Genomic DNA, 26313 nt, shown 5'->3' on the forward strand with positions numbered 1-26313 from the left:
GCATCGAAGGAGTCCGCCGTGACGGTCGAGAGGGTGGGGATTGTCGGCGCCGGCCAGATGGGGGCCGGGATAGCAGAAGTCTGCGCCCGGGCGCACCTCGACGTTCTGGTCTACGAGCACACTCGCGAGCTGACGACCGTAGGACGCACACGCGTCCTACGGTCGTTGGACCGCGGCGTCAGCAGCGGCAAGATCACCGAACGCGAACGCGAACAGGCAGCGTGCACACTGCGCTTCACGACCGATCTCGACGACTTCGCGGATCGGGAACTCGTCGTGGAAGCCGTCACCGAGGACGAGGACATCAAGTCCGACATCTTCGCTCGTCTGGACGCAGTGGTGACGGACCCCGGCGCAGTCCTCGCGTCGAACACGTCGTCGATCCCGATCATGAAACTCGGTGTCGCGACGGCCTCGCCCGACCGAGTCGTCGGGCTGCACTTCTTCAATCCGGTGCCGGTTCTCCCTCTCGTGGAGCTGGTCACCACCGTGAAAACCAGTGACGCAGTGGCCGAACGCGCCGAGAAATTCGCCGGCGACGTACTCGGCAAGCAGGTCGTCCGCTCGGCGGACAGATCCGGGTTCGTGGTCAATGCGCTGCTCATTCCTTACCTGCTCTCCGCTGTTCGGATGGTCGAGTCCGGGTTCGCCACCAAGGAAGACATCGACAAGGCGACGGTGCTCGGTCTCGCGCATCCGATGGGGCCGCTCGCGCTCGCAGATCTGATCGGACTCGACACGGTCAAGTCCATCGCGGATTCCATGTACGCCGAATTCGGCGAACCACTCTTCGCCGCCCCGCCGCTGCTTCTTCGTATGGTCGAATCGGGTTCGACCGGTAAACGCACAGGCGCAGGGTTCTATCGCTACGAGAACGGCCGGGTAGTGAAAGAGCCCTCGTGAGCGAATGTAGGTGTCGGGACACATTTCCACTCACGACCGCGATAACTTGGTGGTGCGCACACGGCGCGTCCGACGACGTTAGGGGAGAGCGAATGAGCAAGTCGAAGAAGTCCGGTGGAGTGCTGCCGAAGGCGTTCGGTATCGGACTGGCCGCGACGGGCGCAGCTCACTTCGTAGTTCCCGAGGCATTCGAGCCCATCACCAAGCGGCCGTTCCCGAAGGACACCCGCGACTGGATCACGCGCAACGGCGCAACGGAACTGGTCGTCGGAGCCGCCATTGCGTACCCGAAGACACGCAAGATCGGTCTGGTCGGCCTCGGTGCGTACGTCGGTTGGCTCGGGTACAACATCGCTCGCAACAGCTGAAGCCCGGACGAGAATGTAGCGAACGCCTCCCGCCGAACGGGAATTCCCTGCTCGCAGTGCTTTCACCTGGCTAAACATGCCTCGGCCGTTTGCCAAGCTACTGATGCGTAGGTAGCAATGTAGTCATGACTTCAGCTACCGCGTACACAGCGACAGCCCCCGATGCACCGCTCGAGAAGGTGACGATCGATCGTCGCGAGCTCGGACCGAAAGACGTCCTCATCGAGGTCAAGTTCGCCGGCATCTGTCACTCCGACATTCACACCGCCCGCAACGAATGGGGCGGCACCACGTACCCGGTGGTCCCGGGCCACGAAATCGCAGGCATCGTTGCCGAGGTCGGCTCCGGCGTCACCAAGCACAAGGTCGGCGACCGCGTCGGTGTCGGCTGTTTCGTCGACTCGTGCGGCGAATGCGACGCCTGCCTGGCAGGCGAGGAGCAGTACTGCTTCAAGGGCGTCACCCAGACCTACAACTCCAAGCAGGCAGACGGGTCGATCACCCAGGGCGGTTACTCGACGCACATCGTCGTGACCGAGGGCTTCGTGCTGTCGATCCCCGAGGGCATCGAACTCGACGTAGCCGCACCGCTGCTGTGCGCCGGCATCACGCTGTACTCGCCGCTCAAGCACTGGGGTGCAGGCCCGGGCAAGAAGGTCGCCATCATCGGGATGGGCGGACTCGGCCACGTCGGCGTCAAGATCGCCCACGCCCTCGGAGCCGAGGTCACCGTGCTGAGCCAGACTCTGAGCAAGGAAGAGGACGGCAAGCGCCTCGGAGCCGATCACTACTACGCGACCTCCGACAAGGAGACGTTCAAGAAGCTGCGCGGCGAATTCGACCTGATCATCAACACCGTCTCCGCCGAAATCGACATGGACAAGCACATGTCGCTGCTCGCGATCAACGGCTCGCTCGTCATCCTCGGACTGCCGTCGGAGCCGATCGAGGTTCGTGGATTCACGCTCGCCGCGAACCGTCGTAGCCTCGCAGGCTCGATGGTCGGCGGTATCGCGCAAACTCAGGAAATGCTCGACTTCTGCGCGGAACACCACATCGGCGCCGAGATCGAAACCATCCCGGCCGACAAGATCAACGAAGCCTACGAGCGCGTCCTGAAGAGCGACGTTCGGTACCGCTTCGTCATCGACGCCGACACCTTCTGATCCATTCCTGTGGGCGGCAGGTAGCGACGGGCGCTACCTGCCGCCCACAGGCGTAACGTCGAAGTCGGGTCGGAAGATGTTCTCCGCAAGGAAAGGACACTTTCATGAAGACTTCGTCCAGCCGTCACGGCAAGATGGCCGCTGCCGGGCACAGTTCTGCCGGCCATGCACTGGTCGACGCCCATCCCGGCGCCGCGCGGTATGCACTGATCACGGTCGGTTTGCTCGCGCTCGTGCTGTTCGCACTGTCGGCCTTCAACGGTCTCGGCACCGTCGCCGTCATCGCAGGTTGTGTGTGCGTCGTCGCGATGGCGTCGGCGATGGGTCTCGTCGGCGGAACAGGGCACCCCGACTCCTGACCCAGTCGGACTCCTGACCCGGTCGGAGAAGTCCGTCGCTAGCTGTCCGCGAGACGCTGTTTCTCCACCTCGACGTCGAAATCGGCTTTCGGCCAATCGAGGTCGAGCTTCTGCAGTGCGTCGATCAGCAGCTCGGTCACCGCCAAGCGTGCGTACCATTTGCGGTCGGCCTGAATGACGTGCCACGGTGCGTAGTCCGTGTTGGTCCTGTCGATGACACGCTGGTACGCGGTGCGGTACTGCGGCAGGAATCCGCGTTCGGTGACGTCTCCCGGGTTGTACTTCCAGTGCTTGTCCGGCCGATCCAACCTCTCCTGCAACCTGCTTCGCTGCTCTTCCGGAGAAACGAACAGCGCGACCTTCACGATGTGCGTGCCGCCGTCGACCAACTCTTTCTCGAACGCGTTGATCTCGTCGAACCGCGGTTCCCAGACCTGACGCGGAACAAGGTCGTGCACGGCGACTACCAGCACGTCCTCGTAGTGCGAGCGGTCGAAAACCCCGATCCGTCCACCGCGGGGCAGGGCGTTTCGGATGCGCCACAGGTAGTGATGCTGCTTCTCCTCCTGCGTCGGAACTCCGAACGACGCCAGGTCGACGCCCTGCGGGTCGACCATTCCGATGACATGGCGCACCATGCCGCCTTTGCCTGCGGTGTCCATGCCCTGAAGTACCAGCAGGATCGAGCGCAGATCACCGGACCGGCCGTTGGCGTACAGCTTCTCCTGCAACGCAGAGAGCACCTCGCCGCGCTCCGCGAGCAGCGCCTGCCCGTCGGTCTTGGTGCCTTCGAAACCCGGTGTCAGTGAGCAATCCAGGTCCGCGACGGACGTCTCGTCGGTCGCGCGGAGGATCTCGGCCGCAGGGGTCGACCACAGGTTGCCGCTTTTCTTCGAATGCTTTGCCATGATTGGACCCTAGTAGCAGTGTGAACCCTTCTCCGCCGAGAACCGAGATCGCGTCGCGCTGCGCGGCTAATCTGGAGGCATGGCTCCGAAACTGGCAACCGCTGAATCCGTCGCACGTGAACAACTCCTCGACTTCATCCGCCCACGTCATCATTCGACGCTCATCACGCACAAACGCGATGGTGGCCTACAGGTTTCACCGGTGACATCCGGCGTCGACTCCGAGGGTCGCATCGTCATCGCGTCGTACCCCGAACGTGCCAAGGTGGCCAACATCAGGCGGAACTCCGCCGTCACCGTCTGCGTTCATTCCGACGAATGGAACGACGCCTACGTCCAGATCGACGGAACCGCTGAAATCCTCGACGTGCCGGACGCCGTCGAACCGCTCGTCGAGTACTTTCGCAGCATCGCCGGGGAGCATTCCGATTGGGACGAGTACCGCGAGGCAATGCTGAAGCAGGGAAAGTCGTTGATACGCATCACGATCGAATCCTGGGGTCCCGTCGCCGAAGGTGGCTTCCCGCCCGGGAGAATGTGACAAGCCCACCCGGGAGAATGTGACAAGCCCGCCGGGAAGAATGTGACGGCTCAGCAGTTGCTGGGTGCGGGGCCGCCGGTGAAGCGGTCGTCGACCCAGGTTTCGACGAGGGTGCCGGGGTCGACGTCGTGGCCTTGTCCTTCGAGGCGGACGGCGAGCAGGGTGTCGCCGAGGCTGCAGGCTCGTTCGAGCGCGGCTTCGGTCCAGGCGGGTTTCACCACGGTGTCCTCGGAGCCGTAGACGGCGAGGATCGGTGCGGGTGACGCTGTGCGTGGTAGCGAGTAGTCCTGCATGCGGCGCGTGAGTTGTTCTGCGGCTGCGGGAGTCGACGCGGTGGTGTCGCCCGGCTGGACGTCGGCGGCTGCGGCGGCTTGTGCCTCGCTGCTCGCGGTGCTGCATCCGACGAGGTCGTCGAGGTTGCCGGCGAGGGCTCCGTGCAGGTGGTCGGCGGGGTCGATGGACGGGTCGACGCGGGCGGCACCCTCGACGATCAGTGGGTACACCGCCCGCTGGCCATCTGCTTCGCCCGACGTTCCCGAGCTCTGGGCTTCGATGATTCCGGGCGAGATATCCAGCGCGGGAGACAGGACTGCGGCGCCGCGCAGGTCGAGACCGTCTCCGTACACGCCGTCCAATTCGTTTGCCGCCCACGCTGCTTGGCCACCCTGTGACCAGCCGACGGCGACCCACCGAGTCGACAGGCGCGGGTCGAGGTTGCGGGCGGCGCGGACGGAGTCGATCACGTCGAAGCCCGCGGTACGCGGTTCCAGATACGGGTGTGCCGGCGAGTCGACGGTGCTGCTCAAGCCCTGGTAGTCCGTGTACGCGACGGCGTATCCGCGTTCGAGGAAGCGCGACACCACATCGGCGTCTCCGGCGAGGTCTCGCTTCTCGGACGGGGCGCACCCGGGGGAAATCCCGACGGTTCCGTGCGCGTACGCCACGATGGGCCGTCCGCCGATGGGGACGGGGCCGTCGGGGACGAACACTGCTCCGCTCACCTGGGTCGGGCTACCGTCCACGCCGGATGCGGAGTTGTACACGACAGTCGCCGCGGTGGTGCCGGCCGGAAACAGTGCTGGATCGAACGGCGTCGTCGTGGAACTCGACACGACGGTGCCGCGCGCGGCGACGGTCTCGGCCGTGGCGGTGGGGATGCTCGTCGAATATGCGGGCGGCTGGGCGGGTGAGTGTGCGGGCGGCTGGGCGGACGTGGAGCTGCACGCCGCCGTGAGTGCTGCGCATACGGCGATCACCGCCGCGCCTCCCGCCGGACCTGCTGTCGGTTTCGCCGGCAGGAACCGGGGAGCGCGAGAACCGAACACGCGTCGATCCAACCACGGTCGGCAGTGCGGAACCAAAGTGGTTTCGATGACAACGACGAGCGGCCCCGCTCCACTGTCGTGGGGCGAGGCCGCGGGAGCGTCGTTCGTCAGCCCTTCAGTGGAGCTGCGAACAGCGGCACAGCATTCTCGAGCGCGTACCGAGTACCTGCAACGGATGCGGCCGAGAAGGCGTTGCTGAGGTCGAGGTCACCGAGGACCACCAGACGGCCGTCGCGGGCGACAGGCAGACCCTGGATCGACGGGTCGTTCGCGATGGCGTCGGCGGTCTCGCCGATGGGGAACATCACCGTCAGGTCCGCGTCGAGCTGTGCTGCGTTCTCGGCGGACAGGTCGATGGCGAACTTCCCGTCCGACGCCTGGGCCTGGATCTCCGGCTTGTTGACGAAGCCGAGCCGCTTCATGAACTCGACGCGAGTGTCTCCGTCGACGTAGGCACCCAACTGCCCGCTGTACAGCGTGCCGACGACGACGTTCTTGCCGTCGAACTCTGGGTTGGCCGACGTTGCGGCGTCGAAGGCGGCGTTGGTCTCGTCGATGAGCGCCTGGCCTTCTGCTTCCTTGCCGAGGGCCTCGGCGACCAGTTCGGTCTGACCGTCCCACGTGGTGCTGTACGCGATCTCGGTGCCGACGGGTGCCCCGACGGTCGGCGCGAGCTCGGACAACTTGTCGTACGTGGCTTGATCGTTGGTGCTCCGAGTCCACAGAATGAGGTCGGGGTCGAGTGCGGCCACGGACTCGACGTCCACCTCGTAGGTGCCCAGGATCGTGGGTGGAGTGTCGTAGGACTCCTCGACCCACGGGCCGAGTCCGTCGCCGCCGACCGCGAGCCAGTCACTGGCTCCCACGGGCTGCACTCCGAGAGCGAGCGCGGTCTCGGCGTCGGACCAACCGAGGGCCACCACACGTTGTGGGTTCTCGGGCACGGTGACGTCACCGAAGATGGTGGAGACGGTGGCACCTTCGGCGTCCGTGCCCGACGAGTCGGAACTACTGCAGGCGGTCATCGTGAGGGCCGCGACCGCGGCGACCGCGGGGGCGAGTAGAGCAAGGCGGGATGTGCGCATAGGCAACGCTAACCTACGGTCTCCGATTTCGAGAACTGTTCCACCAGAGCAGCACAGAAGGCGGGGAGATCATCCGGGTTACGGCTCGAGATCAGATTTCCGTCGACCACGACTTCCTCGTCCACGACGGTCGCGCCCGCATTCCGAAGATCGGTGCGGATACTCGGGAACGACGTCAAGGTGCGGCCCCGAAGAACGTCGGCCTCCGCGAGGGTCCACGGACCGTGGCAGATGACGGCAACGGGTTTGCCCGAGGACACGAATCGGCGGACGAACTCCACCGCGTCGGAGTCGGTCCTCAACTTGTCCGGGTTGGTGGTCCCGCCGGGCAGGATCAACGCGTCGAAATCCTCGGGAGACACGTCGGCGACGACTGCGTCGACCTCGAAGGTGTTGGAGGCGTCGACGTCACCGGTCATCGCCTGAATGTCCCCATGAGTCAGCGAGATCAATGTCGTTGTGCCACCGGCGGATCGGACCGCATCGCGGGGTTGGACCAGTTCTACTTCTTCGACGCCGTCGGTAGCGAGAATGGCCACCGTGCGTCCTGTCAACGAAGGGCTCATGGTGGCAGGGTGACCGCGGAACCAGCGTTTCAAACCGAGCGCTGGTCCTCCTGGTCCTTCGGGGTGACGAGAGGATGCGGCTGCGCGTTGAACTTCGAGGGAGAACCGTCCGCCATCGCGACGCCGTGGATTCCGCCCCACGTCATCATGCTGAGGTAGTCGATGAGGTCTTCCATCGACATCGACTTGTTCGAAATCCACCAGTGGGTGGCGAGTTGCACGGCCCCGACGATTGCGAACGCGAACGGCACCGAACCGCCGGAATCCATTTCGCGCTGGCGTAGACGCTCGCCCAGAACCGTCGCCAACAGCTCGGCGATCATGCGCTCCGACTCGGCGACGACGTCTCGGTTACTGCCCGCGTTGTTCGCCATCACGTACAGGTAGACCTCGGGATCGGTGGCAACCGTCTCCACGTACGCGGCGATGACCGCCCGGGTGAGGTGGTACTCGTCCAATTCCTCCGAGATCGCGAAATAGATCCTCGGCGCAAGCGTCGTCTCCACGTACCGCGTCATCGTCGCGTTGGTCAGGTCCGCCTTGTCGGTGAAGTACCGGTACAGCACGGTCTTCGAGATACCGATCTCCGACGCAATCTCGTCCATTCCGATCTCGCGCCCACGCAGACGGATCGCAGCGAGGGTGCCGTCGACCAACTCTTCCCGGCGTGCGATCTTGTGGTCGCGCCAGCGCCGCTTGCGGCCGTCCGGTTTCTCCGCCTTGGTGGCCTCGGTCTTGCCGGTTGCTGTGTCCTTGGCTGCTGCTTCGGTATCTTCTTTGTCCGCTGATGTTGCGTTTCTCGCCACGTGTGCCCGCCGTATCCCATCGCCTTCGTATGAAGATCAGCTTAGGCGTCCGTGCCGACAGAGGTATGCCATGGTGCGGCTCACGTTTGCCGCGCCGGTGCGCGGGCACAATGGCGCTGTGGAACTGATGAATATGGACGACGTGACCAAACGTCGTGATCTGCGCAAGATGAAGGTCGTAGCGACCGGATTCCTGGCGTTCGCGACCGTGGTCTATCTGATCTGCCGTTGGCAGGAATCCCGCGGTGCGGGGGAGTGGGTCGGGTACGTGCGCGCCGCGTCCGAGGCAGGCATGGTCGGTGCGCTCGCGGACTGGTTCGCGGTGACTGCGTTGTTCAAGCATCCGCTCGGCATTCCGATCCCGCACACCGCGATCATCAGGAAGAAGAAGGATCAGCTCGGGTCCTCGCTAGGGTCGTTCGTGGGGAACAACTTCCTCGCGCCCGACGTCGTGTCGGAGAAAGTACGGTCCGCCCAGATCCCGCTGCGGCTCGGAACGTGGCTGGCCGAGCCCCGCAATGCCGAACGCGTCGCAGCAGAATCCGCGACCGTCCTGCACGGTGCTGTCGAAGTCCTCAAGGACGAGGACATCACGCAGATCATCGACAGCACCATCGTCAAACGCCTCGGCGATCCGCAGTGGGGCCCGCCGATCGGACGAGTTCTCGACGAGCTGATCAAGGAGAACCGCCAGCTACCGCTCATCGACATGTTGGCCGAGCGCGCACACCAGTGGGCCCTCGGTAGCGAGGAGACCATCGAGCGCGTCGTGTCCCGTGACTCACCGACATGGTCGCCGAAGTTCGTCGACGCCCTGCTCGGCGAGAAGATCTACAAGGAACTCGTCGAGTTCACCTGGAAAGTTCGGTCGAACCCGCAGCACGAGCTGCGCCTCGCCGCCAACAAGTTCCTCGTCGACTATGCCCACGATCTGCAGAACGACCCCGCGACCATCGAGAAGGCGGAGTCACTCAAAGCGCAGATCATGGGCCGCGAGGAGATCACCGGGCTCGCCGCGGCAACGTGGAAGGTGGCCAAGCGGCTCATCACCGAATCCGTCGACGACCCGTCGAGCACACTGCGACGCAAGGTCAGCGAGAACGTTGCGAGCTGGGGCGCCAGAATCCGGGACGACGAGGAACTGCGAGCCAAAGTCGACGGATGGCTGCTCGGCGGGGCCCGGTACGTGGCGTCGAACTACGCGGACGAGATCACGACGATCATCACCGACACCGTCGCACGATGGGACGCCGACGAGGCGAGCCGCAAGATCGAACTACAGGTCGGTCGCGATCTGCAGTTCATTCGAATCAACGGCACCGTGGTCGGGTCCATTGCGGGCCTGGTCATCTACACGTTGTCGCACCTGCTGTTCGGCTGACGGAAACAGCTGCTAGCAAAGTGCTTGCAATAGTTAGCACCCTTGGGTAGCCTCGGACGAGTACACCGAAGACCACAAGTTCGAGACACACGAATCGAGTGGTGACCATGACCCCCAGCAGTGAAGATCCGATCGACAGTCAGATCGACAACCAGGGGATAGTCGCGAAGGTGTCCGAGGCGACGGACGTCGTGGCCGAAGCGAGCGACCTCGTCGCAAGCGTCGTCACAACCGCGGCGTCGGACATCGGTAGTTACATCCGTAGCCAACGCGAGGCAGCCCAGGTATCCATGCGGCAACTCGCGTCGAGGGCGGGGGTGAGCAATCCGTATCTCAGCCAGATCGAGCGCGGGTTGCGCAAGCCGTCCGCCGAGGTGCTCACGCAGATCGCCAAGGGTCTGCGTGTGTCATCGGAAGCTTTGTACGTACGGGCCGGGTTCTTGGAAGAACGACCACACGGTCCAGTCCGGGACGCGTTGCTCGGCGACACGGAGATCACCGAACGGCAGAAACACGTGCTGATCGAGATCTACGACTCCTTCCGTCGAGAGAACGACCAGAAGAGCGCAGCCGGACCAGATCCGACAACCGACACCGAAACACCCTTACAGGAGTCTTCCCATGACTGATCCCAAGAACTTCGACAACGTCAAGACCCCCCTCTACGCCGCAGTCGGCGCAGGCGATGCCGTCGTTCAGGCCGTCGCCGACGTCGTATCCCAGGTACGCAGCCGCGCGGAGACTCGCGGCAGCGAGGTCACCGATCGCGTCGACACGGCACGGGCACGGATCGCAGACCTGTCCGAGGACGTCACCGAGGGAGTCGAGTCCCTCCGTGAGCGCCTGGCGAACCTCCCCGCCGAGCTGCCCGACGAAATCGCCGATCTCCGTGAGCGTTTCACCCCGGAAGAGCTGCGCAAGGTCGCCGAGGCGTACCTGAAGGTCGCGTCCGATCTCTACACCTCGCTCGCCGAGCGCGGCGAAGAGACCGTCGAGCGGATTCGCCGCACCCCTGCCGTCGAAGAAGGACTCGAGCGCGCCAATTCCGCCGCCAACGACGTCGTCGACCTGACCGAGCAGGCGCTCGGCACCGTCGCATCGCAAACCCGCGCCGTCGGTGAGCGCGCTGCCGCACTCGCAGGCATCGCGTCGGACAAGGTCCGGGACACCGCCGACGACATCTCCGATTCGGCCGAGGAACTGGCCGAGGGCATCGACGAGGCAGGCGAAGGCGCCAAGGAAGCCGCAACCGACGCATCGCAGAAGGTGAGCGGTGTGGCAGGCAAGGTCGAGTCCAAGACTCGTGGCACGTCGGGCGCCCCGATCAAGAAGGCCGCGCCCGCCAAGAAGGCGACGCCGGCAACCGCAGCGAAGAAGGCACCGGCCAAGAAGGCTCCGGCCAAGAAGACCACCAGCTGATCGTCCGAACGGTATTCGACCCCTGCGCCGAACGGTGCAGGGGTCGAATTGCCCAGTTCGAGTGGTTAGTATGGGCCATGTGCCAGCCGTAGACAGCCTCACCGGACTGATCCTTCTCGTCCTGCGCTTCATCGCGCTGGCGGGCGCCGCTTACGCGGTGTTCCACGCAGTAAGGCAGCGGCCTGACGCTTTCACCGCGGTGGACAAGCTGACCAAGCCCGTGTGGCTGGGAATCCTCGTTGTTGCGTTGTTGGTCATCTTCGCGTTCGGAATCAACTTCATCGGGCTGATCGGCATCGTCGCGGTCTGCGTCTACCTGGTCGACGTCCGACCGAAGGTCGACAGCATTCAGCGCGGCGGCTCGCGCTGGTAGATCCTCGCTCGTCGATCCCGCGAGGCGTGGGCCTATCTTCTAGGGATGATGGAGTACCGGGTCGACGATCTGGCGCGTCGCGCAGGGGTGAGCGTTCGTAACGTCCGTGTCTACCAGGACCGCGGACTGCTTCCGCCGCCGCGAAAAGAAGGACGAACCGGCTGGTACAGCGAGTCCCACCTTGCTCGGCTGGAGCTGATCAGTCGGATGCTGGACCGCGGCTACACATTTGCGACCATCAGTGAACTGCTGATCGCAGCGCAATCGGGGCTCCGTATCGAGGATGTTCTGACCACCGACGACATCGACGACACCGCTCGCCGGCAACGGGAATCGACACATCTGAGCCGCGAGGACATCACACGAAGATTTGCCCGGGGCATCACCGACGGCGAGCTCGACCGGGGAGTTGCCCTGGGCGTATTGGCCGAAAGCTCGGACGGCTACCGCGTCGACCAGCCGGATCTGCTCGACGCCGCGACACTGCTCCACGATGCGGGAACCTCGGTCGGTCGGATCCTCGACGAGACCGAAGCGGTGCAGAAGGACCTCGACGATGTCGCCGCAAGGTTTGTGTCGTTGATCACAGACAAATTCGTCGGCGAGGGCAAGGATCCGTTCGACACCGACGCGCTGACCGTAGGGCAACTGGCAACGCTGATCGACAGTCTTCGACCGTTGACGCATCGCGTGGTCGGGGCGTTGTTCAGGGAAGCAATGGAACACCGAATCACGTTGACGATGGAAGAGATAGTCGCGCAGTTCAGCGCGACAGGCGGTACTGCGTCGGAAGGCGGCGCGCTGTCGCAGACAGGGGAGGCTTGAAGTGGTTACACGCAAGGCAGTCGAGGCAGCGATTCTCGGAGTCGGAGGTCTCGCGGCAGTGGCCGGCATCGGCGCCCTCGTCCGTAGGAACCGCCACGCGAACAGCTTCGTTCGTGCGGCGGACAGTCGACCCGACGAACTGCTACACCGTCCGACACACGTTCCTCGTACCGTCCCCGTCGTCACCGACGACGGCGCGCAGCTGCACGTGCAGATCTACGGTGACCCCGACGCACAGCCGATCGTGTTCAGCCACGGTTGGACGTGCTCGGTGGACTACTGGACACCGCAGATCAACGCCTTCGCGGACAACTACAAAGTCATCGTCTACGACCAGCGTGGCCACGGACGCAGCGACGTCGGCACCAGGCCGCTCGGCCCCGACGTTCTCGCCGACGACCTCGCGGACGTTCTCGCCGCAACCGTCGACGAATCCGACAAAGCAGTACTGGTCGGCCACAGCATGGGCGGAATGTCGGTCATGGCCTGGGCGGGACGGTACCCCGAGCAGGTCGACCGTCTGGTGAGCGCAGTCCTGCTCGCCTCGACCGCCACCGACAGCCTGGTCCGTGAGACCACGGTGATCCCGCTCCCTCAGCGATTCCCGCGCGTGCCCGTGCCCGTCGGGCGGGTGGTCCTCAAGTCCGCGGTCCCGCTACGACCGTCGTCGGTCACCCGCCACGCCATCAAGTACGTGTCGATGGCGCCGGGATCGACGCCTGCCGAGGTCGCGTTCTGCGAGAAGATCGTGCTCGAGTGTGCGCCGCGAACTCGCGGAATCTGGGGCGCTGCACTGACCGATCTCGACATCCACGAGGCGCTGAAGAACCTCAACGTGCCGACGACCGTGCTCGTGGGAACCGCGGATCGCCTCACTCCTCCCGTGCACGCGCGCAAACTGGCCGAAGCACTCGAGGCCCACGACCACCTCAGCGCCCTCGTCGAAATCCCCGGCATCGGCCACATGAGTTCGGTCGAGGCCATCGACGAGTTCAACGCCGAAGTGGCGCGCCTACGCAACTTGTGACGCCCGCGTAGAGCTAGCTGAAGACCACTGTCTTGCGGCCGTGCACCAGGACACGGTCCTCCAGATGCCACCGGAGGCCACGGGAGAGAACGAGCTTCTCGATGTCGCGGCCCTGACGCACCATGTCGGTGACCTCGTCGGAGTGGTCGACGCGGATGACGTCCTGTTCGATGATCGGGCCCGCGTCCAACTCGGCCGTCACGTAATGGCACGTCGCCCCGATCAGCTTCACGCCACGGGCGAACGCTTGGTGGTACGGCCGTGCGCCGACGAACGACGGCAGGAAGCTGTGGTGGATGTTCAGCGCACGGCCCGCCCAGTGCTCGCACAGCTCCTCCGGCAGCACCTGCATGAACCGCGCGAGAACGACGGCGTGGGGATCGTAGGAATCGACCAGTTCGCGAACCCGATCGAACGCCGGGCCGCGTTCGGCCGGGTCCTTCGCGAACTCGACGTGGTGGAACGTGATTCCGTGCGCTTTCGCCACCGGTTCCAGCGACTTGTGATTACCGATCACGGCCGAGATCTCGGCAGGTAGCTCGCCTCCCGCCGCGCGGCCCAGCAGATCGTGCAGGCAATGCGCTTCCTTGCTGACGAGAAGTACGACGCGCTTACGCTCGCCGGAATCCTGGAGCGTCCACTCCGTCTCGGGGCCGATGTCGTCGGCGACTTCCTGGAATCGTGCGCGCAGATCCTCGATGCTCATGTTCACCGACGACGCTCGGACGGCCTGGCGCGTGAAGAACCAGCCCGTGTCCGGATCGGCGTGATACGCGGCTTCGACGATCCAGCCGCCGACGTCCGCGAGGAACGTGGAAATCCTGGCAACGATGCCGGTGGTGTCGGGGCACCCGAGGGACAGAACGTAGCGACGGTCGTCGGCTACAGCAGCGGAACTCATGCCTCGATTCTCTCAGGCGGCCCTGACGCCGGTTGCGACCAGTGTGGTGGCGTCGACGAAATCGATACCGCGCTCGGTCAGCAGCTCGCCGAACTCTCGTCGGATCGCGAGTGTGGTGGACTCGTCGAAGTTGCTCAACGCACCACGAAAGCCGCTGCCCAACACGAAGTTCCACACGAACTCCTCGGTGGCGGGAACGTGATTGGACAGTTCCTGAACCTGTACGTCGCTGCACCCCTCGGACTGCAGCCACTCGGCCAAGGAGTCCGCTGTCTCCACCCGTCGGATGGGGTTGGTGTCGTAGTTGCTCCTCGACCGAGGACCGTTGTGCGCGACGTCCGGCGCGTAGCGGGCAACGACGTCGAAGAACGCGTTACCGAACGCCTCCACTGCTCCCTTGCGCCACACGGTGACGCCGACACGGCCGCCAGGTCGAACCAAGCGAACCAACCGCGCGAACGAGATGTCCATGTCCGGAAGAAAGAAGATGCCGTAGGAACAGGACAATGCGTCGTACCCGTCCGGAACGGAACTCGGTGTCTCCCACACGGTGGCGTCGGCGCACACGAAGTCGATGTTGCGCAGCGCGACCGCCGTGGCCTTCACTCGCCCGATCTCGAGGAGGTCGTCGGCGAGATCGATGGCGTGGACGATGCCGTCCGGACCCACTGCCTGCGCTGCCGGCAGCGCCGACGCGCCCGTACCCGCGCAGACGTCGAGCACCGACTCCCCGGCCGTCAGTCCGAGCGCGAACGCCAACGACTGGCCCGCCGGACCCCAGACGAGCGGGGTGACGGAGTCGAAATCGGAACTCGTGAAATTGAAAGTGCCTGCAACGCTCATGACCGATGAGTTTATGTCGTTCAGGGGCTGTGGTTGGGTGGTCTCATGTCTCTTTCACGCGGAGCCCTCGCCCGGATGGTCGACCACACCCTGCTCAAGCCCGAAGCCACGCCCGAGGACGTGACCGCACTCATCGCCGAAGGGCTCGAACTCGGTGTCCTCGCAGTGTGTGTGTCGCCCTCGATGCTGCCGATCGAGGCCGACGGACTCGTCGTCGCCGCAGTCGCGGGATTTCCATCGGGCAAACATCATTCGCTCGTCAAGGGAGCGGAAGCGCGGCTCGCCGTCGACCAAGGTGCGCAGGAAATCGACATGGTCATCGACGTCGGAGCGGCTGTCGCCGGTGACTACAACGCTGTTCTGTCGGACATCCTGACTGTCCGCGAAGCGATCGGACCGACGGCTGTGCTCAAGGTGATCATCGAATCGGCAGCCCTGTCCGACGACGCGATCGTCGAAACCTGCCGCGTCGCGGAGAAAGCCGGAGCGAACTTCGTCAAGACCTCCACCGGCTTCCATCCGGCAGGCGGCGCCAGCGTCGAAGCAGTGCGGTTGATGGCGGAGACCGTCGGCGGACGACTCGGCGTCAAGGCCAGCGGCGGCATCCGTACGACGGACGCCGCCCTGGCGATGATCGACGCGGGCGCAACCCGATTGGGTCTCTCGGGTACGCGCGCCGTTCTGGCAGGAGTGGAGCCTGCGGAATGACCAGGTAGCAGGTGTGTAGGGGCCAGTTTCCGCTAAGCGAGCATTCCGCAGCCTTCGGGGGCCTCGACTGTCTGACCCTGTTGGGCGGCGGGAATCGAGTACTGCCCGCCCTGCAGGTTCAGTGCGATGCCGCTGTCGGTGACGGTCAACGACGTCGGCGTCATGTCCAGCGGGTACTGCTGGAGGCTGTCGGAGAGGACCCCGACGATGCTGTCGACGAGATCGGTCGGGATGCCGAGGCCGAGGATCGATGCGTCGACGGTCTGGACGTCGACGCGGTCACCGGTGACGGTGGGCTTCACCGTCAACTGCGCGAGGCCGCCCACGGCGAAGGACAGCGTGCCCGCCGCGGCGTCCGACGTGACACCCGAGACGAGGGCACCGATGCCCTGGGACTGCAGGGTGCGGGCGATCCCGTCGGTCGACCACGAGATGTCGGCGCTGGAGCTGCCGATGGTCCCGTTGCTGTCCGCGGTCTGCGCGAGGTCGACGTCCTCCACCTCGGCGTGGACGGTCATGCCCTCGGCGGGGCCGAAGCGGGCATCGTTCGAATCGAGCGTGACCGAAGAAACCTGCTTGTCGACGAGCGAGATCAGAATGGGCTTCCATCCGAGACCGACGTCGACCTGGCTGCCGATCTCGGACTCCAGTTGGCCGGCGAGGCACGACTTGATCTGCTGCCGGAAATACAGTTCCCCGCCGAGCAACGCCGCGACGAGAACGAGTACGACGAGCACCGCGATCATGGGAGCTTTGCTTCGTGTCATTCGCCGCAGTCTTCCCGATGATTCTGAAAGTCCTCTGTGAAATACGGATACAAGCGTGGGAAACAGAGATACAAGCGTGGGAAAGATGGATCGACACGGGAGTAGTGCCGATTCTTTGTGATGTGCAACACAGATTGTCGTACGCTGGGGCGCATGAGCACGTTACGGCCGAGCACCGTCGAACTGCGTCGTCTGGCAGCACGCCAAGACGGATACTTCACCATCGAGCAGGCCGAGGCTCTGGGCTTCGAGGCCCCTGCAGTGGTCGCCAACATCGCCGTCGGCGACTGGACCAAAGTGGAGCGAAACCTGTGCCGGCTGACCGACTGGCCGCACAGCGACCTCGAACAGTTCGCCATGTGGTGCGCCTGGTTCGGTGGTGACGCTGTGATCTCTCACCAAAGCGCCGCCGAGCTACACGGATTCGGGCACCTGCACCCGCAGTTCGTGCACGTCTCCGCCTACACCAACCTGCGTCTGACCGACACTCGCCTCGCCGTGCACCGACTGCAGCTGTCTCCGAAGGACTTCGAGTCCACCGGCACGTTCCGGATGACCACCCCGGTTCGAACTGTCCTCGACCTCGCCGCCGGAGGAATCTCCCAGATCACCCTCGACGAAGTGGTGGGCGACGCCGTCGCCATCGGCCGCGTCGACCCGGGAACCCTGTACGACGAAGCCGTCGGCGGACCGGAACGAGTGGCCGAACGCGTCGAGCTCGCCCTCTCGTCCTGCACCTAGGTCTCGGCGGGCGCCACAGCATCCCAGGGAACGGTGATGATGTTGTCGCGTAGCCTGCGCCGCGGCGCCGTGGTGGGAAGACCCTCGGCGACCAACTGATCCAAGGCTGCCCGCCATCGCACTCGTGGGCCGAACGGTGCCAGCGGCGCCGCCGTCGACCACGCCCTGTCCGCGGCCCGCAGCACCGCATGAATGCGTTCACCCGGCACATTGCGGTGAATCAACGCCTTCGGCAGACGCTCCGCGATGTCCGACGGCGTCGCGACGGTGAACGGATCCCACGCCAACGTCAACGAGATCGGACCCTGCTGGCCGACGAGCACCCACGCGCACCGGCGGCCGAGTTCGTCGCACGTCCCGTCGACCAGGAGCCCGCCGGGTTCGAGCCTGGACAGGATGCGGGCCCAGGCGTCGGGAACAGCGTCCTCGGGGTACTGGCGCAGCACGTTGAACGCGCGCACCAGGTTCGGTCGCAGGCCGGCGAGCTCGAAGCCGCCGCGCGCGAACGTGACGTTCTCCTGTGATTCGACGACTCGCGCAGGATCGATCTCGAGGCCGGTGACCCGCAGGTCCGGCCGAACGGTACGAAGCCGGCGAGCAAGCTCGAGCGTCGTGTCCGGCCGTGCGCCGTACCCGAGGTCTACGACCAGGGGATCGGGTGCATCGGACAGCACACGGCGTACGAGTGGGTCGTGCATCAGCCACCGATCACTGCGGCGGAGGCGGTTGATGCCGGTGGTGCCGCGAGTAACGGTGCCTTCAGGAGTGGAGCCTGCGGAACGACCCGGTTGGCCAGGAGTGGAGCGTGCGGAACGACCCAGGTTGCCAGGAGTGGAGCCTGCGGAACGACCCGGTTGGCCAGGAGTGGAGCCTCTAGTTGTTCTGGGCAAGCCAGTCGGCGGTGACTTCGCCTTCGCCGCGCCAGAGGTCTCGGAGGTTGACGAGCATGAGCTGTTCCAGTTTTCCGCCGACGAAGGGAAGGAACACCTTGGCCTCGGAGGAGGTTCGCAGCGTCGAGCCTGTGTCGGTGGAGAAGAGGGAGGTGACGCCTTTGAGGCTGCCGGGGCCGGCGGGGATGGAGGCGTCGTATTTGCCTTCGGTGGTGTCCGAGTAGGGGTCGAAGTGCACGTTGCGGGTGATGACCATGTCCTTCTTCATGACCGTCTGCGCGATGTCCGGCAGTTCGGTCCTGGGAATGATGTGGTGCATCACGACGTCGATGCCTGCGTCGGAGACCTCGAAGCTCTTCAGCTCGTTGTGGGAGTACTTCTTCATCTCCTCGATGCGAGCGTCCCAGTGATCGCGGCTCGAGAGCGCCGCGTACACCTGCTCGGTGGAGTAGGTGAACCGGGCTGAGTAGTTCATTCGGCGCGCCATAACCGGAGAGGGTACCTATCCGAGGTTTTCTGCGATCCAGTTGCCCGTGAAGTCGTGCTCGTTGTCGATGAGCCCCAGTACCTGTTCGCTGATCATCGCTTCGATCTTGCTCCCGAAGAGAGGGATCTTGACCTCGGTGGTTCCGGACAGCGACATCGTCGACGACGTGTCGTCGCCTTCGAGGAGCGTGGTGCCGGAAATGGTTGCCGGAGCGCCGTCGACGGTGGCTCCGAACTTGCCCTCGGCGCGTCCGCCGCCGAGAGGACCCCACGACTCGGTGCGCTCGATGATCAGCGGGCCCTTCTTGAACGCAGTGACTGCAGCGGGCAGTTCCTCCTCGGGAACCGTCTGCGTGATGACGACGCTGATGGTTCCGTTGATCGCGGTGACGCTCACCAACTGTGCGCCCGGGCCGCCGATCTGCTCGATGCGGTCCTTCCAGTACTGCTCGGACACGAGCGCGGCGTGCACCTTGTCGACGGGTGCGGGAACGGGCGCGCTGTGCGCGATGGGGCGAGGCATAGGCGGAGGGTACCGGTGGCTCCTGACATCCGCGTCGACCGGTACCCTGGATTCCCGTGCCTACCGCAATTTCCGAGCTCACCACCATGCGACTCGGTGGCCCGGCTCGCGAGTTCGCCGTCGCGACGACGTCCGACGAGCTCGTCTCTCTCGTGCGTGACGCCGATGCGTCGGGAACCCCGGTGCTGTTGGTCGGTGGCGGATCGAACCTCGTCGTCGGGGACCAGGGTTTCGACGGTCTGGTGATCAAGGTCGAAACGTCGGGAGTGCGCGTCGACGGTGATTCCATGTGGGTCGCTGCCGGTGAGCGGTGGGACTCCGTCGTCGCCGCGTCGTTGGACGAGGGTCTTGCCGGGATCGAAACCCTGTCCGGCATCCCTGGGTTGGCCGGTGCGACGCCGGTGCAGAACGTCGGTGCGTACGGCACGGTCACGTCCGACGTGCTGGAATCGCTGACGGTGTACGACCGCGAGACAGGCGAGACCGCCGTCTGGTCGCCGGACCGCTGCGGCTTCGGATTGCACCGTCAGTCGGTGTTCAAGCATTCGATGCGATACGTCATTCTCGATACGACGATGGGCCTGCGACGGTCCGCGTCCTCCGATCCTGTCCGCTACGCCGGTCTCGCCGACCGGCTCGGCGTCGACATCGGTGACACGGTCCCTGCGCTCGAGGTGAGAGAAGCAGTACTCGATCTGCGCGGCCAGAAGGGAATGGTGCTCGACGCGGAGGACCACGACACGTGGAGCGTCGGCTCGTTCTTCCTGAACCCGGTGCTGACGGAGATTCCCGCGTCGGCATCGAGGGCGCCGCAGTATCCGGACCCGTCGGGCATCAAGATCCATGCCGCCTGGCTGATCCAGAACGCCGGCTTCGCCCACGGCTACGGCACGGAGTTCGGCAACGGAACAGTGTCGCTGTCCACCAAGCACGTGCTGGCCGTCACCAACCGCGGCGGGGCGAGGACGTCGGACGTCATGGCGTTGGCGTCGCACATCCGTGACGGAGTGGAAGCCGAGTTCGGCATCACCTTGGTGCCGGAGTGCGATCTCGTCGGCTGCTCCTTGAGTTGACTCGGTAGCGGCATCGAGTCGGTAGCAGCGCCTACCATTGATTCTTCGTAGCAAGTTAAGGAGTAGTTCGTTGCAGGTCACAAGCGTCGGGCACGCGGGGTTCCACATTCGGACCGATGCAGGCACCATCCTGTGCGACCCGTGGGTCAATCCTGCCTACTTCACGTCGTGGTTCCCGTTCCCGGACAACACGCAGTTGGACTGGGACGAGCTCGGCAAGTGCGATTACCTCTACGTCTCGCACCTGCACAAGGACCACTTCGACCCCAAGAACCTCGCCGAGCACGTGGACAAGAACACCACCGTTCTGCTGCCGGACTACCCCGTGCCGGACCTCAAGCACGAGCTCGAGAAGCTCGGCTTCCACAAGTTCTTCGAGACGACCGACTCGGTCAAGCACCGCATTTCCGGCCCCAAGGGCGATCTCGACATCATGATCATCGCCCTGCGCGCACCCGCCGACGGCCCGATCGGTGACTCCGGCCTGGTCGTCTCCGACGGAGAGACCGTCGCGTTCAACATGAACGACGCCCGGCCCGTCGACCTCGACGTGTTGACGGAGGAATTCGGGCACGTCGACGTGCACATGCTGCAGTACTCGGGCGCGATCTGGTACCCGATGGTCTACGACATGGTCGAGCGCGCCAAGAAGTCGTTCGGTGAGCAGAAGCGTCAGCGTCAGATGGATCGTGCTCGCCAGTACATCGAGCAGATCGGCGCGACCTGGGTCATTCCGTCGGCAGGCCCGCCGTGTTTCCTCGACGACGAACTCCGCTTCCTCAACGACGTGTACGAGGACCCGTCGAACATCTTCCCGGATCAGATGGTGTTCCTCGATCAGATGCGCCGCAACGGCCACGACAAGGGCCTGCTGCAGATCCCCGGCACCACGTCGACGTTCTCGGGCAGCGAGCTCGTCTCGCACGAGCACCCGATTCCCACCGAAGAAGCCGAAGCCATCTTCACCACCGGCAAGGCCCAGTACATCGAGGACTTCGCGCAGCGTCAGGCAGGCGTCATCGCCGCGGAGAAGGCAGCGTGGGCACCGGCCGAGGGCGAGCCACTGCTCGAGCCACTGCGAGAGCTGTTCGAGCCCATCATGATTCAAACGGACCAGATCTGCGACGGCATCGGGTACCCGGTGGCCCTGATGCTCGGCGCGGAAACCGTCGTACTCGATTTCCCCAAGCGCATCGTGCGTGAGCCTCTGCTCAAGGAGCGGTTCCGGTACAGCTTCACGATCTCACCGCAGCTCGTGCGGACGGCCGTGCGCGACAAGGAACCGGACTGGGTCAACTCGATCTTCCTGTCCACCAGGTTCCGCGCCCGACGCGTCGGCGGATACAACGAGTTCCTCTACACGTTCTTCAAGTGCCTCACCGACGAGCGCATCGCCTACGCCGACGGTTGGTTCGCCGAAGCGCACGACGACACCGCCACCATCGTCAAGGATGGATACGAGATCCAGCGTCGCTGTCCGCACCTGAAAGCGGACCTGTCGAAGTTCGGCATCGTCGAGGGCAACAAGCTGACCTGCAACCTGCACGGCTGGGACTGGAACCTCGATACCGGCCGGTGCCTCACGTCCAAGGGGCACGAACTCAGGTCGACGAAGCTCTGAGGTGCACGGATTGTCGAGGTGCACGGATTTGTCCAGGTGCACGGATTTGTCCAGCTGCACGGATTGTCCGAATTCCCTTGAGTATTCGGTGTGAATCTCCGCGCACCCCGGCTTTCGATGGTGGTCCATCGATTCGCCGCGAGTACGTTGGAATACGTGTATGAGCAGGTAGAACAGACAAAACGGACGCGGTTGTTGTGGCTGGTCACAGCAATCGTGGCGTTCGCGGCGCTCGTCGCGGGCTGCACCATCGGTGGCACCGATGGTTCCTCCGGGGGATCCGAGCCGACCACCGAAGCAGCTCCCGTCGCCCAAGTGACGCAGAACCCCGCCGACGGAGCCGAGGACGTCAGCCCCGTCGCGCCGATCTCCGTGGCAGTGAAGAACGGGACCCTGGCCGACGTCACTCTCACCAACCCCGACGGCAAGGTCGTCCAAGGCGCGCTGGCGCCGGACAAAGCGTCGTACTCCGTCACGGAGCCGCTGGGCTACGGCGTCTCGTACACCTGGGCGGGCAACGCCGTCGGAAGCGACGGCAAGTCCGTACCCGTCGAGGGCAGCTTCACGACGGTTACGCCGGACAGTCGCACGTCGGTGAGCACCAACATCGGCGACGGCCAGGAAGTGGGGATCGCGGCCCCGATCATCCTGCAGTTCGACTCCTCGATCGAGGACAAGGCCGCCGTCGAGAAGGCGTTGACGGTGACGACCAACCCGCCGACGCCGGGCGCGTGGGCGTGGTTCCCCGACGACAACGGCTCACGCGTCCACTGGCGCCCCACCGACTACTGGGCTCCCGGCACGACGGTGTCGGTGAAAGCGAACCTGTACGGGGTCGACTACGGCGGCGGTGCGTACGGCGCCGACGACGTGACACTCGACTTCACCATCGGTCGTAGCCAGATCGTCAAGGCGGAGGCGACGAGCCATCGCATGCAGGTCGTGCGCGACGGCCAGACCATCATGGACATTCCCGTCAGCTACGGCGAGGGAAACGAAGCGCGCAACGTCACGCGCAGCGGAGTGCACGTGGTGACCGAGAAGCACGAGGACTTCCTGATGTCGAACCCGCCGTTCTACGAGAACGTGCGCGAACGATGGGCCGTGCGGATCTCCAACAACGGTGAGTTCATCCACGCCAACCCGGAGACGACGGGTGTGCAGGGGGCGTCCAACGTCACCAACGGCTGTATCAACCTGTCGACGTCGGATGCGGAGCAGTATTTCGGTATCGCCATGTACGGCGATCCGGTGGAGGTGACGGGTACGTCCATCGATCTGTCGGCCGCCGACGGTGACCTCTACGACTGGGCGATCGACTGGCCGACGTGGGAGTCGATGTCCGCGCTGTGAGGCGCATCTTGTGTGAATGGAAATGTAGGCCAGGGCCTACATTTCCACTCGCACAGGGTTTTATTTTCTGCTGAAGCGGCCTGGGCCGGCCTGGTCACGCGGCTTGATGATGATCTGATCGAGGTTCACGTGCGACGGTCGTGATGCCACGAACCCGATGATCTCGGCGATGTCCTTGGCGACGAGCGGCGTGATGCCCTGGTAGACGGCGTCGGCCTTGTCCTCGTCTCCGTCGAAACGGACGAGCGAGAATTCGGTTTCCACGGCTCCCGGCGCGATTTCCGTGAGCCGAACCGGCTGCCCCAGCAGCTCGCCGCGCAGCGTGCGATGCAGGACGGCCTGTGCATGCTTGGCGGAGGTGTATCCCGAGCCGTTGTCGTACGCCTCGAAGGCGGCCACCGACGTGATGGTGACCACAAGTCCGTCGCCGGACTCGATGAGTTTCGGTAGCAATGCCTTGGTGATGCGCAGAGTGCCGAGCACGTTCGTCTCCCACATCCAGCGCCAGTCGTCCAGATCGGCATCGATGACGGGTGCAAGTCCCTTGGCGCCGCCCGCGTTGTTGATCAACACGTGCGCACGAGGGATCACAGCGGTGAATGCAGCTACCGAATCTTCGTCGGTGACATCGAGTTGCAGTGCGGTTCCGCCGATTTCGGATGCCAGCTTCTCGAGCCGGTCGACGCGTCGCGCACCGACGACGACGTGGTAGCCCTGCTCGGCGAGTTGGCGTGCGGTTGCCTCACCGATGCCGGAACTTGCGCCGGTGACTACGGCGATGCGGGCGTCGGACGGAATTTGTTCGGACAATGTCATGGCAGAAATTCTAGACTCCGGTCCTGCCACGGGCGGTGGGCAGCGGAAATCTTCCCCGTATTGGTGATCGGGCGGGGAAGTGCTACTTTTGCGTTCATGTCCGCCAGCCACACTCCTGCACTGCGCGTCACGTACGTGACCGCTGCTCTGGGTTCCCGGCTGCCGCTCCCTCGTGAACTGTGTTGTCGCAGCTTCTAGGCCTGTAGCTTTCTCGAGATCGCTCGTCGATTTCCGATTTCCGGCCGTATCGGCCGATCTGCAGGCTTCGTTCGCTCGACTTTCTCCTTCTCCAGCACCTGTGTCACCCACGCTTCGTGTGGGTCTACTGCCGAGGACGAACCACAGTGTCACTTGCAACTTTGCCGGTAAATTCCACCACCGTGAACCTTCGTGGTTCACGACCCACCTCCGTGTCCCGTGCAGCGGGACGGGGTCGAGTTCAGGTCGTAGCGCCCGACCTTCGCGTCGCCGACAGTCCCGCCGCGTCGGTGCTCCGCGTAGCCTCCGCCGACGGGCCGCTCTCCCGCGACATTGCCGCTCGTGCAACAGGATTGAGTATCGCGACGGTCAACCGTCAGGTCTCCGCCCTGTTGAGTGCCGGGTTGCTGCGCGAACGTGCCGATCTGACGGCCTCCGGTGCGATCGGCCGCCCCCGCGTGCCGTTCGAGGTAAACCATGAGCCCTACGCCACCATCGGAATCCACATCGGTGCCATCGTCACCGGAATCGTCGTCAGCGACCTGCGCGGTCGCATCCTGGGCGCCGTCGAGATCCCGACGCCGGGCGGTCCCGCCTCCGAAGCGTTGTCCGTGATCACCCGCAGCGCAGGCGCTTTCGCGGCGCGCTGGCACCGTAGAACGCCTCTCTGGGTGGGTGTCGCCCTCGGTGGTCGAGTCGACGGTGCGTCGGGCACGGTGGACCATCCACGTCTCGGCTGGGAGAGCGCTCAGGTCGGCGCGATCGTCGGCGGCGGCCTGGGGTTGCCCGTCTCCGTGTCCGGTCACGTCGAGGCGATGGCGGGCTCCGAACTGCTCTTGACGCCGGCACGTGCCGACAACTCGACTGCCGGCACCAGCCTGTACTTCTACGCACGCGAGACCGCGGGGATCGCGTTGACGATCGACGGCCGGGTGCACACGCCCTCCACCGGTCCGGGTTCCATCGCTCATTTGCCCACCGGTTCGAACGTACTGTGCCAGTGCGGAAACCGCGGATGCCTCGAGGCGACCGTGAGCGACCGCGCGGTGCTGGCCATCGCCGTCGAGCGTGGAGTTCTCGCGGCAGGCTCAGGCGTCGCCGCGCTGTACCAGGCCGCCCACGACGGATCGGCGGCGGCGCAGCAGATCCTCGTCGAACGTGCGAAGGTGCTCGGTCGGACGGTCGGACTTCTGCGGGATCTGTTCAACCCCGATCGGGTGGTCCTCGGCGGACAGGCTTTCACCCAGTACGCCGCGGGTATTCCGTACGTCGCCGAGGCATTCGGCCAGACGTCGACGCTGCCGCGCAAGGACATTCGAATCTCCGGCTTCGGAAACAGGGTGCAGGAGTTCGCAGCGGCCGTGGTGTCCCTCAGCTCGGTCTACTCCGATCCGCTCGCGTCGATGCGCCGGGCTGCCGCGTAACTCGCGCTGCGCGCGGCCGGGCATGATGAGGGCATGACTGGATCGGTACGCCAAGCCACGAGCCGAATCGACACCACCACGGCCGGCACGAACATCGTCTATCGAGTGAGCGGCGACGAGTCGCACCGCCCGCTCGTCCTGCTGCACGGGTGGGCGCAGTCGTCCGCGTGCTGGGGTGACCGGGTGCTGACGACGCTGGCGGAGTCGTTCCGGGTGATCGCGGTGGACCTGCGGGGCCACGGTTACTCGGACGCTCCGAGCACGGGGTACGGCGAATCGGCCAACTGGGCGGCAGACGTGCACGCAGTGCTGACCGCCGAGGGAATCGATCAGGATGCGGTTCTGCTCGGCTGGTCCTACGGCGGCCTGGTGCTCTGCGACTATCTGGCCGCGCACGGGACGGGCACGGTCGCGGGCATCGTGCTCGTCGGCGCGATCACCAGCATCGGCAGGGGGGAGGCCGGTGGTCGAGTCGGCAGCGCGATGCGCGCGGCAATCCCGGACGCGATGTCGGAGGAGCCGCGGACGGCCATCAAGGCGCTCGGTAGCTTCGGTCACGCACTGACAGGACCGATCGAGGGCGAAGCCCTGAAGGGGCCGACCGCGGGTAAAGGCGAGCAGGCTCAGGCCCTGTTCGGTGCAACGCTGTCGACGCCGCCCCGAGTGAGAGCGGCGCTGTTCGATCGGACTGTCTCGCACGACGACCTGCTCGCAGGCCTCGACGTACCCGCACTGGTCCTGCACGGCACCGCGGACACCGTCGTCGACGTCTCCGCTGGTGAGCATGCTGCGTCGCTGATTCCGGCGGCGACCGCGTCCCTCTGGGAGGGTGTCGACCACGGCCCGTTCGTCGCCGATCCCGACCGGTTTCTGGCCGAGGTGACGGCCTTCGTTCAGGGTCTGTGAACGACGGCGGC

General features: G+C 64.9%; 30 protein-coding genes. 18 read left to right on the forward strand and 12 right to left on the reverse strand.

Annotation, left to right across the window (positions count from 1 at the left end; all coding sequences use genetic code 11):
* Window positions 1-18: 18 nt before the first annotated feature.
* From ACFULT_RS12970 to ACFULT_RS12985, 4 genes are all read left to right on the forward strand, one after another.
* Window positions 19-903 (forward strand): 3-hydroxybutyryl-CoA dehydrogenase, encoded by an 885-nt coding sequence (locus ACFULT_RS12970; protein ID WP_037114071.1) that lies wholly within the window; start codon window positions 19-21, stop codon window positions 901-903.
* Between the two features lie 92 nt (window positions 904-995).
* Window positions 996-1271, forward strand: coding sequence for a hypothetical protein (locus ACFULT_RS12975; protein WP_094720729.1), 276 nt, complete (start codon window positions 996-998; stop codon window positions 1269-1271).
* A 125-nt stretch (window positions 1272-1396) separates the two neighbouring features.
* Complete coding sequence (locus ACFULT_RS12980; RefSeq protein WP_037114077.1) at window positions 1397-2437, forward strand: NAD(P)-dependent alcohol dehydrogenase; 1041 nt, start codon at window positions 1397-1399, stop codon at window positions 2435-2437.
* A gap of 104 nt (window positions 2438-2541) precedes the next feature.
* On the forward strand, window positions 2542-2796 hold the full coding sequence (locus tag ACFULT_RS12985) for a hypothetical protein (RefSeq protein ID WP_378481642.1): 255 nt from the start codon (window positions 2542-2544) through the stop codon (window positions 2794-2796).
* Window positions 2797-2834: 38 nt separating this feature from the next.
* Here ACFULT_RS12985 and ACFULT_RS12990 read toward each other — a convergent pair whose 3' ends face one another.
* Window positions 2835-3704 (reverse strand): polyphosphate kinase 2 family protein, encoded by an 870-nt coding sequence (locus ACFULT_RS12990; RefSeq protein WP_378481643.1) that lies wholly within the window; start codon window positions 3702-3704, stop codon window positions 2835-2837.
* A 79-nt stretch (window positions 3705-3783) separates the two neighbouring features.
* Here ACFULT_RS12990 and ACFULT_RS12995 point away from each other — a divergent pair, with 79 nt between their 5' ends.
* On the forward strand, window positions 3784-4245 hold the full coding sequence (locus ACFULT_RS12995; RefSeq protein WP_037114084.1) for a PPOX class F420-dependent oxidoreductase: 462 nt from the start codon (window positions 3784-3786) through the stop codon (window positions 4243-4245).
* Between the two features lie 50 nt (window positions 4246-4295).
* Here the strand turns inward: ACFULT_RS12995 and ACFULT_RS13000 are convergent, their stop codons facing one another.
* The 4 genes from ACFULT_RS13000 to ACFULT_RS13015 form a co-directional block, all read right to left on the reverse strand.
* On the reverse strand, window positions 4296-5570 hold the full coding sequence (locus ACFULT_RS13000; protein ID WP_378481644.1) for a lipase family protein: 1275 nt from the start codon (window positions 5568-5570) through the stop codon (window positions 4296-4298).
* Between the two features lie 107 nt (window positions 5571-5677).
* Window positions 5678-6655, reverse strand: a complete 978-nt coding sequence (locus tag ACFULT_RS13005; protein ID WP_378481645.1) for an iron-siderophore ABC transporter substrate-binding protein — start codon at window positions 6653-6655, stop codon at window positions 5678-5680.
* An 8-nt stretch (window positions 6656-6663) separates the two neighbouring features.
* Window positions 6664-7221, reverse strand: coding sequence for a type 1 glutamine amidotransferase domain-containing protein (locus ACFULT_RS13010; RefSeq protein WP_176460025.1), 558 nt, complete (start codon window positions 7219-7221; stop codon window positions 6664-6666).
* A 29-nt stretch (window positions 7222-7250) separates the two neighbouring features.
* Window positions 7251-8027, reverse strand: coding sequence for a TetR/AcrR family transcriptional regulator (locus ACFULT_RS13015; protein WP_037114089.1), 777 nt, complete (start codon window positions 8025-8027; stop codon window positions 7251-7253).
* A 127-nt stretch (window positions 8028-8154) separates the two neighbouring features.
* On the opposite strand from ACFULT_RS13015, the gene ACFULT_RS13020 reads away from it, so the two are divergent.
* From ACFULT_RS13020 to ACFULT_RS13045, 6 genes are all read left to right on the forward strand, one after another.
* Window positions 8155-9408: a DUF445 domain-containing protein gene (locus ACFULT_RS13020; protein ID WP_170945259.1), complete on the forward strand. Its 1254-nt coding sequence runs from the start codon at window positions 8155-8157 to the stop codon at window positions 9406-9408.
* A gap of 107 nt (window positions 9409-9515) precedes the next feature.
* Window positions 9516-10037 carry a helix-turn-helix domain-containing protein gene (locus tag ACFULT_RS13025; RefSeq protein WP_371828903.1) on the forward strand — a complete coding sequence of 174 codons (522 nt, stop codon included), beginning with the start codon at window positions 9516-9518 and terminating at the stop codon, window positions 10035-10037.
* Window positions 10030-10827 carry a heparin-binding hemagglutinin gene (locus tag ACFULT_RS13030; protein WP_094720733.1) on the forward strand — a complete coding sequence of 266 codons (798 nt, stop codon included), beginning with the start codon at window positions 10030-10032 and terminating at the stop codon, window positions 10825-10827. Before ACFULT_RS13025 ends, ACFULT_RS13030 begins: the two co-directional genes overlap by 8 nt.
* Window positions 10828-10906: 79 nt before the next feature.
* On the forward strand, window positions 10907-11200 hold the full coding sequence (locus tag ACFULT_RS13035; RefSeq protein WP_026348050.1) for a DUF2516 family protein: 294 nt from the start codon (window positions 10907-10909) through the stop codon (window positions 11198-11200).
* A 45-nt stretch (window positions 11201-11245) separates the two neighbouring features.
* Window positions 11246-12025, forward strand: a complete 780-nt coding sequence (locus ACFULT_RS13040) for a MerR family transcriptional regulator (RefSeq protein WP_378481646.1) — start codon at window positions 11246-11248, stop codon at window positions 12023-12025.
* 1 nt (window position 12026) lies between these two features.
* On the forward strand, window positions 12027-13052 hold the full coding sequence (locus tag ACFULT_RS13045) for an alpha/beta fold hydrolase (protein WP_037114100.1): 1026 nt from the start codon (window positions 12027-12029) through the stop codon (window positions 13050-13052).
* Between the two features lie 13 nt (window positions 13053-13065).
* Here the strand turns inward: ACFULT_RS13045 and purU are convergent, their stop codons facing one another.
* Window positions 13066-13953, reverse strand: a complete 888-nt coding sequence (gene purU / locus ACFULT_RS13050) for a formyltetrahydrofolate deformylase (RefSeq protein ID WP_094720735.1) — start codon at window positions 13951-13953, stop codon at window positions 13066-13068.
* A 12-nt stretch (window positions 13954-13965) separates the two neighbouring features.
* On the reverse strand, window positions 13966-14796 hold the full coding sequence (locus ACFULT_RS13055; RefSeq protein ID WP_378481647.1) for a class I SAM-dependent methyltransferase: 831 nt from the start codon (window positions 14794-14796) through the stop codon (window positions 13966-13968).
* 45 nt (window positions 14797-14841) lie between these two features.
* Between ACFULT_RS13055 and deoC the strand changes: the two genes are divergently transcribed.
* The gene (gene deoC, locus ACFULT_RS13060) at window positions 14842-15504 is read left to right on the forward strand and encodes a deoxyribose-phosphate aldolase (protein ID WP_094720787.1); all 663 of its coding nucleotides are present in this window, start codon (window positions 14842-14844) and stop codon (window positions 15502-15504) included.
* A 32-nt stretch (window positions 15505-15536) separates the two neighbouring features.
* On the opposite strand, the gene ACFULT_RS13065 is transcribed toward deoC, so the two are convergent.
* A complete protein-coding gene (locus ACFULT_RS13065) occupies window positions 15537-16271 on the reverse strand; it encodes a DUF2993 domain-containing protein (RefSeq protein ID WP_378481648.1) in 735 nt (244 codons plus the stop codon).
* Window positions 16272-16424: 153 nt separating this feature from the next.
* Between ACFULT_RS13065 and ACFULT_RS13070 the strand changes: the two genes are divergently transcribed.
* Entirely contained in the window at window positions 16425-17012 is a 588-nt protein-coding gene (locus ACFULT_RS13070; protein ID WP_037114109.1) for a type IV toxin-antitoxin system AbiEi family antitoxin, read from the forward strand.
* On the opposite strand, the gene ACFULT_RS13075 is transcribed toward ACFULT_RS13070, so the two are convergent.
* From ACFULT_RS13075 to ACFULT_RS13085, 3 genes are all read right to left on the reverse strand, one after another.
* Window positions 17009-17710 (reverse strand): class I SAM-dependent methyltransferase, encoded by a 702-nt coding sequence (locus ACFULT_RS13075; RefSeq protein WP_378481649.1) that lies wholly within the window; start codon window positions 17708-17710, stop codon window positions 17009-17011. The two genes, ACFULT_RS13070 and ACFULT_RS13075, sit on opposite strands and share 4 nt — an antisense overlap.
* A 175-nt stretch (window positions 17711-17885) precedes the next feature.
* Entirely contained in the window at window positions 17886-18389 is a 504-nt protein-coding gene (locus ACFULT_RS13080; protein ID WP_020112541.1) for a DUF2505 domain-containing protein, read from the reverse strand.
* A 15-nt stretch (window positions 18390-18404) separates the two neighbouring features.
* On the reverse strand, window positions 18405-18911 hold the full coding sequence (locus ACFULT_RS13085) for a DUF2505 domain-containing protein (protein ID WP_378481650.1): 507 nt from the start codon (window positions 18909-18911) through the stop codon (window positions 18405-18407).
* A gap of 56 nt (window positions 18912-18967) precedes the next feature.
* Between ACFULT_RS13085 and ACFULT_RS13090 the strand changes: the two genes are divergently transcribed.
* The 3 genes from ACFULT_RS13090 (at window position 18968) to ACFULT_RS13100 (ending at window position 22958) form a co-directional block, all read left to right on the forward strand.
* Window positions 18968-19984, forward strand: coding sequence for a UDP-N-acetylmuramate dehydrogenase (locus ACFULT_RS13090; protein WP_037114117.1), 1017 nt, complete (start codon window positions 18968-18970; stop codon window positions 19982-19984).
* 70 nt (window positions 19985-20054) lie between these two features.
* The gene (locus tag ACFULT_RS13095) at window positions 20055-21605 is read left to right on the forward strand and encodes an MBL fold metallo-hydrolase (RefSeq protein WP_037114119.1); all 1551 of its coding nucleotides are present in this window, start codon (window positions 20055-20057) and stop codon (window positions 21603-21605) included.
* Window positions 21606-21761: 156 nt separating this feature from the next.
* Window positions 21762-22958, forward strand: coding sequence for an Ig-like domain-containing protein (locus ACFULT_RS13100; RefSeq protein WP_378481651.1), 1197 nt, complete (start codon window positions 21762-21764; stop codon window positions 22956-22958).
* A 60-nt stretch (window positions 22959-23018) separates the two neighbouring features.
* On the opposite strand, the gene ACFULT_RS13105 is transcribed toward ACFULT_RS13100, so the two are convergent.
* Window positions 23019-23774 (reverse strand): SDR family NAD(P)-dependent oxidoreductase, encoded by a 756-nt coding sequence (locus tag ACFULT_RS13105; RefSeq protein ID WP_037114121.1) that lies wholly within the window; start codon window positions 23772-23774, stop codon window positions 23019-23021.
* 380 nt (window positions 23775-24154) lie between these two features.
* Here ACFULT_RS13105 and ACFULT_RS13110 point away from each other — a divergent pair, with 380 nt between their 5' ends.
* Complete coding sequence (locus tag ACFULT_RS13110; protein WP_241483951.1) at window positions 24155-25396, forward strand: ROK family transcriptional regulator; 1242 nt, start codon at window positions 24155-24157, stop codon at window positions 25394-25396.
* Between the two features lie 33 nt (window positions 25397-25429).
* Entirely contained in the window at window positions 25430-26302 is an 873-nt protein-coding gene (locus ACFULT_RS13115) for an alpha/beta fold hydrolase (protein ID WP_378481652.1), read from the forward strand.
* Window positions 26303-26313 lie beyond the last annotated feature (11 nt).

It is taken from the genome of Rhodococcus sp. NPDC057297, assembly GCF_042667435.1.
Classification (GTDB): domain Bacteria; phylum Actinomycetota; class Actinomycetes; order Mycobacteriales; family Mycobacteriaceae; genus Rhodococcoides.